The following is an 8,752-nucleotide window of genomic DNA, read 5'->3' as shown; positions in this document are numbered from 1 at the left end:
CTGGTCCTCAAGCAGTCGACCGTGTCGGTGCTGTTCGACGACATCCCCGTCGATCCCGCCACCGCCGGCCTCCTCACCACCAACCTGCGCATCGTCGACGTCGAGCGGGTCGAGGTGCTGCGCGGGCCGCAGGGGACGCTGTTCGGGTCGGGCTCGATCAGCGGCGCGGTGCGCTACATCACCAACAAGCCGGACCCGACGCGCTTGTCCGGCTCGATCGAGGGCAGCTTCGCCGGCACCCGGGCAGGGTCCGACTCGCAATGGGGCAATGTGGTGCTCAACGTGCCGCTGGTGACCGACCGCGTCGCCGTGCGCGCCGTCGGCTATGGCTTCAACGAGGGTGGCTGGATCGACAACCTCCGCCTCAACCAGGCGAACGTCAACCGCAACCAGACCTATGGCGGCCGCGTCTCGCTGTCCGCCAAGGCGACCGACCAGCTATCGGTGACGCTCACCGGTGCCTACCAGAACAGCCGCGACTCCTCGCCCGGCGACAGCCTGTATGTGCAGCCGACCATCTACGGCAAGCAGGTGACCACCGAACGGCAGGCGGGTGACAGCCGCGCCAAGAGCACCTTGGCCAATCTCGGCCTCACCTATGATTTCGGCGGCGTTTCGCTGTTCTCGTCGTCGACCTATATCCGGCGGACCGTCGATATCCTGGACGATTACGGGTTCTACACCGACTATCTGCAGCTGGCGTTTCGCCTGCCGGCGCTCAATGACAATTCGCCGGGCCGGCAATTTGCCGCGTCCAACATCTACACCCAGGAGCTGCGGCTCGGGTCCAACGGCAGTGGTCCGTTCCGCTGGACGATCGGCGGCTTCTATCTCAACTCGAAGACCAACGGCGGCCAGACCATCACCGCCCCCGGGCTGCGGCCCTATCTCGGCACCGACAATCTGGTCAACCTGACCAGCCCCGGCAAGCAGGAGGAGATCGCCGGCTTCGGCGAGGCGACCTATACGGTCGGCGGCAAGCTCGACCTTACCGCGGGCCTGCGCGTGTCGCGCACGACGCTTAACATCTCCAGCACGTCGAGCGGTATCCTGTTGACCGGCGGCAACACCGTTGCGACCTTCCAGCTGCCGGAGCGTGAGACGAGCTACAATCCGCGCTTCTCGGTGCTGTACCATGCGACCGGTCAGGTGTCGCTCTATGCCCAGGCGGCGCGCGGCTATCGGGTCGGCGGTGCCAATCTGACGGCGGGGCTTGGCGGGCCCGGCGTGCCGCCGACCTATGGGTCGGATCACCTCTGGAACTATGAGGCGGGCGTGAAGTCCAACCTGATGGGCGGCCGGTTGCAGATCAACGCCGACGGCTATTACATCGACTGGAAGAACCTGCAGGTCTCGCTGCTGTCGCCCGGCAGCATCGAATATACCGCCAATGCCGGTGCCGCACGCATCTATGGCTTCGAGCTGGAAGCGGCGGCGAAGGCGGCCACCTGGCTCGACCTTGGCGGCTCGCTGTCGCTCAACAACGCGGCGCTGACGCAGGACGCGCCGACCTTGGTACGGACCTCGGCCGTCGGCGGAACGGTCGTCGGGGCAAAGGACGGCGACCGCCTGCCCGCGTCGCCGCGCGCGCAGGGCTCGGCCTATGCGCAGCTGAACTTCACCTACAAGGACGAAGCCGCCTATATCCGCGCCAGCGGCCAGTATGTCGGCTCATCCTATACCGACTTCGCGTCGCAGGGTCTCCGCTTCGGCGACTATGGCACGTTCGACGTGCGCGCCGGCATCGTCCACCACAATTTCGAGCTGACCATCTTCGGTCGCAACCTGCTCGACAGCGACGGCAAGCGATCGGCGGCGCCGGCGTTCATCGTCGGCGGCGTGTTCCCCGCCGCCCCGCAATATGCCTTTCGCATCCGGCCGCGCACCATCGGCCTGACCGGGCGCGTCGGTTTCTAGCGGCGGTGCGCATCGGCCGGAAAGCGGCCGCCAAATGCCTACATCATCGGGCGACCAAGCGCCCATAACGAGGTTCTTCATGTCATTCGCGCTGAAGCTCAAGCTGGCGGGCTGCATGGCGCTCGGCATCGGCCTTGTCGGCAGCCAGGCCGCTCGTGCCCAGGCTGCCGCGCCGGATGCGCCGACCTGGAGCGGGGTGCCGCGCCCGGCGACGTCGAAGGTGGTAAAGCGCTCCACCTATGTCGCCATGCCCGATGGCACCCGGCTGGCGGTCGACATCTATCTTCCCGACGTCGTGGCGCCCGGCCAGAAGCTACCCACCGTCTTGGAGCAGACGCGCTATTACCGCTCGACGGTGGTCGGTGCCGATGCGGCGCAGAGCTGCAAGGCCGTGTCGCCGCACTTCGCCTTCTTCGCCTCGCGCGGCTATGCGGTCGTCGTCCTCGACGTGCGCGGCACCGGCGCGTCGTTCGGCACGCGCGCGGCGGAGTTCTCCGATGTGGAGGTCGAGGACGGGTCGCGCATCGTCGACTGGATCGCGGCGCAACCCTGGTCGAACGGCAGCGTCGGCGACGAAGGCATCTCCTACGTCGGCACCACCGCGGAGATGCTGCTGCGCAACCACAACCGCCATGTGAAGGCGGTGGCACCGATCTCGGCGGGCTATGATTACTACACCGACCTCGACTTCCCGGGCGGCGTGCGCAACCAGTTCTTCATCACCGGCTGGGGCGGCTTCGACCGTGCGCTCGACGTCGGCCATCCCGAGCTGGTGCCGATCCTGAAGCAGCTCGACTGGCGCGGGCCATGCCCGGTCGATGGCGACGAGGACGGCAAGCTGAAGGCGGCGGCGATCGCTGGGCACCAGCGCAACATCAACAGCGGCGCCGAGCTTGGGCCGGTCAACTTCCGCGACGACCCGTCGCTGTCGGGGCCGACCACCTGGCCGAACCCGGCGATCTATCGCACGTCGATCGACCAGCTTCATACGCCGCTGCTCGCCATCTCGGGCTGGTATGATTCCGGCTATGCCAATGGCGCGATCGAGCGGTTCCAGAACTCGGCCTCACCCGAGCGGCGGCTGATCATTCCCTCCTCCAATCATGGCGTAAAAGCGTTCTACGAGCCGGGCGTGGCGCAGCCGACCGCGTCGAGCTTCGATGCCGATGCAGAGATCCTGCGCTTCTTCGACCATTATGTCGCCGGCATCGACAATGGCTATGAGCGCGAGCCGCGCGTGCGCTGGTTCACGACCGGCGTCGACCAATGGCGCTCCGCCGCGACCTGGCCGCGCCAGGCCAAGGGCGCGACCTTCTGCCTGACCAAGGTGGCAACGCTCGACGCGGGCTCCTGCGCCGGATCGGGCAGCATCGACTATTCACCGACGGGGGATGCCGGTACCGGCGACAACTCGCGCTGGAACACCACCTTGGGCGGCGGCCCGGTCTTCTACGCCGACCGGGGCGCGGCCGACCGCCAGCTGTTGTCGTTCACCGGCCCGGCGCTGACGGCGGCGGCGGAGGTGACGGGATATCCGACGCTCGATCTGGCCGTGACCAACCCGGCCGCCGATGCCGACTATTTCGTCTATCTGGAAGAGGTGAAGCCGTCGGGTGCCTCGCTGTACGTGACCGAAGGCGAGTTGCGGTCGTCGCACAGTGCCATCGGTGCTGTCGATCACAAGAGCTTCGCGCCGTCGCACTCGGACCTGGCCAAGGACAAGCTGGCCGATACGGCGAACCGCCGCCTCCAGATCGCGATCCGGCTCCAGCCGATCTCGCATGTCTTCACGAAGGGGTCGCGCATCAGGCTGGTGATCGCGGGTGCGGACAAGGCGCATTTCGCCAGTCCGGCATCGGCCGGTCAGCACTGGACGATCGATATCGGCCAGGGGGGATCGCAGCTGCATCTTCCCCTGGCACCGGTCTCCGGCAGTTGATCGGATCGACAGCGTCGTTCTGGTGGCCAGGACCGAACCCGCCATGAAGTGTCGTCCATGGTCAACGCGCCCTGGTTCTGCCGATCATCCATCGCGGATGCGAGTACAGCCATGACGCTCGAGACGCCGCGGCGGCTGCTGACGGATCTGCTCGACGATGCGGTGGCGAGCGTGCCGAACCGCACCGCGATCGACTTCATGGGCGCAAAGACCAGCTATGCGTCGCTGGCCGCCCGGGTCGACCGATGCGCCCGCGGCTTGCAGGCGCTTGGCGTCGTCAAGGGTACGCCCGTCGGGCTCTGCCTGCCCAACATGCCGGCCTATGTGATCCTGTACTTCGCATTGCACCGGATCGGCGGCATGGTGGTCAACATCAATCCGCTCTACACGCCGCGCGAGATCGCCCACCTGCTGCACGATTCCGGCGCGCGCATCGTCGCGTGCTGCGACGTGCCCGAATATCACGGCAAGCTCGCCCATCTCATCCACGAGCGGACGCTCGACACGATGGTCGTCTGCCCGATGGCCGATGCGCTGCCCATGGTGAAGCGGCAACTGTATCGCCTGTTCAAGCGCGGCGACATCGCACCGGTCGCAGGCGATGGTCGCGAGGTCCGTTTCGCCGATCTTCTGCGTGACGATCGCCCCGCCGATCCGGTCGCTCGCGACCCGGACGACGTTGCCGTCCTGCAATATACCGGGGGGACGACCGGCGAGCCCAAGGCTGCCATGCTGACCCACGACAATCTCGTCGTGAACAGCGCGCAGATGACCCGGCACGTATCGCGCATGGGCCTGGACAAGGAGCGCATCATGGGGGTGTTGCCGCTCTTTCATGCTTTTGCGCTGACGACCGTCCTCCACTACGGCATCGATAGTTGCTCGACGATCGTGCTGCTCCCGCGCTTCGAGATGCGCCAGTTCCTCAAGGCGATGAAGCGGACGCGCTGCACCGAATTGTTCGCCGTGCCGACCATGCTCAACGCGCTCGGTGCGCTGCCCAGGAACAAGCTGGCCGTGATGTCGTCGCTGAAGTTCTCGATCTCCGGCGGTGCGCCGCTACCGATCGAGATACGCCAGGCGTTCGAGGAGAAGACCGGCTGCATTGTGGTCGAAGGCTATGGCCTGACCGAGGCCGCGCCGATCATCACCTGCAACCCGATCGACGGTGTCATCAAGGACAATAGCTGCGGGCCAGCCTTTCCCGACACGGTGATCGAGGTGCGCGATCTCGACGATCCGCATGAGCTCCTACCGGCCGGGCGGCGCGGTGAAGTCTGCGTGCGCGGCCGTCAGGTGATGAAGGGCTATTGGCGGCGTCCGCACGACGATGCCCAGGTGTTCGTCGACGGCGCGTTGCGAACCGGCGACGTCGGCTATCTGGACGAGCAGGGCTATCTGTTCCTGGTCGATCGCATTAAGGACGTGATCCTGGCGGGCGGCTACAACATCTATCCCCGCGTGATCGAGGACGCGCTCTACGAGCACCCGGCCGTGCTGGAGGCGGTGGTGATCGGCATCGACGACCCGTATCGGGGCCAGACGCCAAAGGCGTTCGTGACGCTGCGACCCGATCAGGCGATCACGACCGAAGCGATCCGCGCCTTCCTGCGCGAACGGATCAACAAGCTGGAGATGCCGCGCCAGATCGAGATCCGCGACCGTCTGCCCAAGACGCTGATCGGCAAGCTGTCGAAGAAGGAACTGGTCGCCGAGGAGAAGGCGAAGAGCGCCGGATCATAGCGCCGCGTCGTCGAGCGCCATCATCGAGCGCTTGCCGGCCTTGATCGCGAGGAAGCTGGCGCCGGCCTGGGGCAGGATGCGATCGAAGAAGAACGCCGCCGTCGCCAGCTTCGCGCGGTAGAAGTCGCGATCGGCGTCCTCGCCGGCACCAGCGGCGATGCGTGCGGCCTTCAGGAAGCAATGGCCCATCGCCACCAGTCCCATCAGCCGCAGGTAATCGGTCGCGGCGGCAGCCGCCTCTTCCGGGTCCTTGAGGCCCTTCTGCGCGATGATCCCGGTCGCGAGTTGCAGCGCGCCGAACGCCTGCTTCTGCGCGTCCACCATCCGCTTCAGCCCCTCGTCCCCGGCGAGGTCGTCGAGCAATGCGGATACTGGGTGGAAGAAGGCGCGCAGATAGCGGCCGGTATGCGCGGGGAGCTTGCGGCCAACGAGGTCGAGCGCCTGGATGCCGTTGGTACCCTCGTAGATCATGGCGATACGGGCGTCGCGGACGTGTTGCTCGACGCCGTGTTCGCGGATGTAGCCATGGCCGCCATAGACCTGCACCGCCAGATTGGCGCTGTCGAAGCCGTGATCGGTGAACAGCGCCTTCACGACCGGCGTCATCAGCGCGGTGAAGTCGGCGGCGCGGGCGCGCACCTCCGGCTCGGCCGAGTGCTTCTCGGCGTCGAGCGCCCGGCTGACCCAGGCACCGACCGCGCGGCAGCCCTCGTTATAGGCGCGCATCGTCATCAGCATCCGCCGCACGTCGGGGTGGGCGACGATCGGATCGGCCGGCAGGTCCGGCCGCTTCGCGCCAGCGAGCGAGCGGCCCTGCACGCGGTCCTTGGCGTAGAATACCGCCGCCTGGTAGGCCGCCTCACCGATGCCGAGCCCCTGGATGCCGACCGACACGCGCTCGGTGTTCATCATCGTGAACATCGCTGCCATGCCCTTGTTGGCGTCCCCGACCAGCCAGCCGACCGAGTCCGCGAAGTCAAGCTGGCAGGTGGCGGAGGCCTTCATCCCCATCTTGTGCTCGATCCCGGCGACGGAGACGCCGTTGCCCGTCCCCGGCACGCCATCGGCGTTGGGCAGGTATTTGGGCACGAGGAACAGGCTGATCCCCTTCACGCCCTTGGGCGCGTCGGGCAGCCGGGCGAGGACGAGGTGGATGACGTTCTCGGTCAGGTCATGGTCGCCCGCCGAGATGAAGATTTTGGAGCCGCTGATCCGATAGCTGCCGTCGCCGGCCGGCGTCGCGCGTGTCCGCAACAGGCCGAGATCGGTGCCGCAATGCGCCTCCGTCAGGCACATCGTGCCCGACCAGATGCCCTCGACCATCTTGGGCAGATAGGCCGCCTTCAGGTCCTCGCTGGCATGGCCCTCGATCGTCGCGGTCGCGCCATGGGTGAGGCCTGGGTAGAGGCTGAACGACACGTTGGTCGCGCAGATCATCTCCTCGACCAGCTTGTTGACCGTCTCCGGCAGGCCCTGGCCGCCCCATTGCGGATCGGAGGCCAGTGCGCACCAGCCACCGTCGCGGAACTGGTCGTAAGCTGCGCGGAACCCCTCCGGCGTACGCACGACACCGTTCTCCAGCCGGCAGCCCTCGACGTCGCCGCTGGCGTTGATCGGCAGCAGGATGTTGGTTGCGACCTTGCCGGCCTCCTCCAGAACCGCATCGAGCAGGTCGGGGGTGAACTCCTCGAAATGGGTCAGGTCGCCAAAGCCGTCGTCGGTGTGCAGTTCGTGGAGGACGAAGCGCATGTCGCGCAGCGGCGGTGCATAAACCTGCATGGATCGTCTCCTAGTTGCGCAGCGGCTTGCCGGTGTCGAGCATATGCTCGATCCGGGCGATCGTGCGAGGGTCGCGCATCCGCGCCATGAAGCCCTGCCGCTCCAGCGTGACCAGATCGCCTTCCGTCACCGTGTCGACCAGGTCGGCCTCGCCGCCGGTCAGCACCTGCGCCAGCGTGTCGGACACGACGAGGTCGTAGTCGGTCGCGAGGCCGCGCTTGTGGAAACCGCGTGCCGCCATCGCCAGTCCGAGCCGCCCACTCGGCCCCGGCAGGCGGAACTCGGGCGGCTGGGGCGGTTGATAGCCATCGACCAGGCTCAGCGCCTTGGCCTTCGCATCCGCCAGCAACCGGTCGCGGTTCATCGTAATCCCGTCTGCCTGGCGCAGGAAGCCGAACTCCTTCGCCTGCGCCGCCGACTTGGCGACGGTGGCGGCGGCGACGATCTCGAACACCTTCGCGACGGCCGGCATCGGCCCCTTCGGCAGCGCGCCCGCCCTAGTCCAGCGATCGATCATCTCGCCGCACCCGCCCCAGCCGGGGATCAGGCCGACGCCCGGCTCGACCAGGCCGATATAGCTTTCGGCGTGGGCCTGGATCGCATCCGAGTGCAGCAGGATCTCGCAGCCGCCACCCAGCGCCATGCCCGCCGGTGCCGCGACGACCGGGAAGGGCGCGTATTTAAGCGCCTTCAACGCCATCTGCCCGCCGGCGACGAGCTTCTCGATCTCCCCCCACGCCGCGATATTCGCCGCGAACAGCGCCAGCCCCAGATTGGCACCGGCCGAGAAGTTCGTCGCATCGGTGTAGATCACAAGCGCCTTATGGTTCTGGGCGACAATGCCGACCGTCTCGCCGATCAGCTTCAGGATGTCTCCGTCGATCGTGTTGAGCTTGGAGGTGAACTCCAGCGCGACCACGCCATCGCCGATGTCCCACAAGGCGGCCAAGCCGTTCCTACGGATCGGCTGCGCGCCACGCTTGTAATCCTCCAGCCGGATCACGCCTTCCGCGCGGACGATCGGACGATAGGCTCCGTCGCGACCGAGGAATACAGGCCGGTCGCCCTCGATCCGGTAGAAGGGTCGCTCGCCGGCGATGCGGACCATCTCCGGCACCGGCCTGCCCTCCGCCTCCAGCCGCGCGGCGAAGGCGGATGCGCCGATCCGGTCGATCAGCTCGAACGGGCCATATCGCCAGTTGTAGCCGAGCCGCATCGCTTCATCGATCGCGACCACATCCTCGGCCGCCTCGGGCACCAGCGCGGCGGCATAGGCGAGCGTCGCGCCCAGCACCGCCCAGGCATAGTCGCCGACCTTGCCCGGCGTCGCGATCAGCGCGGCGATGTCGCCTTTGCCCGCCGCGCCGGCGGGGG

General features: G+C 67.1%; 5 protein-coding genes. 3 read left to right on the top strand and 2 right to left on the bottom strand.

Annotation, left to right across the window (positions count from 1 at the left end; genetic code table 11):
* From HUU96_RS06855 to HUU96_RS06845, 3 genes are all read left to right on the top strand, one after another.
* Positions 1-1,917 (top strand): TonB-dependent receptor (locus HUU96_RS06855; protein ID WP_217430284.1); only part of this gene is annotated, 1,917 nt, incomplete at its 5' end.
* 79 nt (positions 1,918-1,996) lie between these two features.
* Positions 1,997-3,856: a CocE/NonD family hydrolase gene (locus HUU96_RS06850; protein WP_174292091.1), complete on the top strand. Its 1,860-nt coding sequence runs from the start codon at positions 1,997-1,999 to the stop codon at positions 3,854-3,856.
* Between the two features lie 111 nt (positions 3,857-3,967).
* The gene (locus HUU96_RS06845) at positions 3,968-5,599 is read left to right on the top strand and encodes a long-chain-fatty-acid--CoA ligase (RefSeq protein WP_254605074.1); all 1,632 of its coding nucleotides are present in this window, start codon (positions 3,968-3,970) and stop codon (positions 5,597-5,599) included.
* Here HUU96_RS06845 and HUU96_RS06840 read toward each other — a convergent pair.
* Entirely contained in the window at positions 5,594-7,378 is a 1,785-nt protein-coding gene (locus tag HUU96_RS06840; protein WP_174292089.1) for an acyl-CoA dehydrogenase C-terminal domain-containing protein, read from the bottom strand. The genes HUU96_RS06845 and HUU96_RS06840 overlap by 6 nt on opposite strands.
* Positions 7,379-7,388: 10 nt before the next feature.
* A partial coding sequence (locus HUU96_RS06835; RefSeq protein ID WP_254605073.1) for an enoyl-CoA hydratase-related protein occupies positions 7,389-8,752 on the bottom strand: 1,364 nt, incomplete at its 5' end.

The sequence above is a fragment of the Sphingomonas bacterium genome, assembly GCF_903644135.1.
GTDB lineage: Bacteria > Pseudomonadota > Alphaproteobacteria > Sphingomonadales > Sphingomonadaceae > Sphingomonas.
This window is presented reverse-complemented; position numbering and strand designations above follow the sequence as displayed.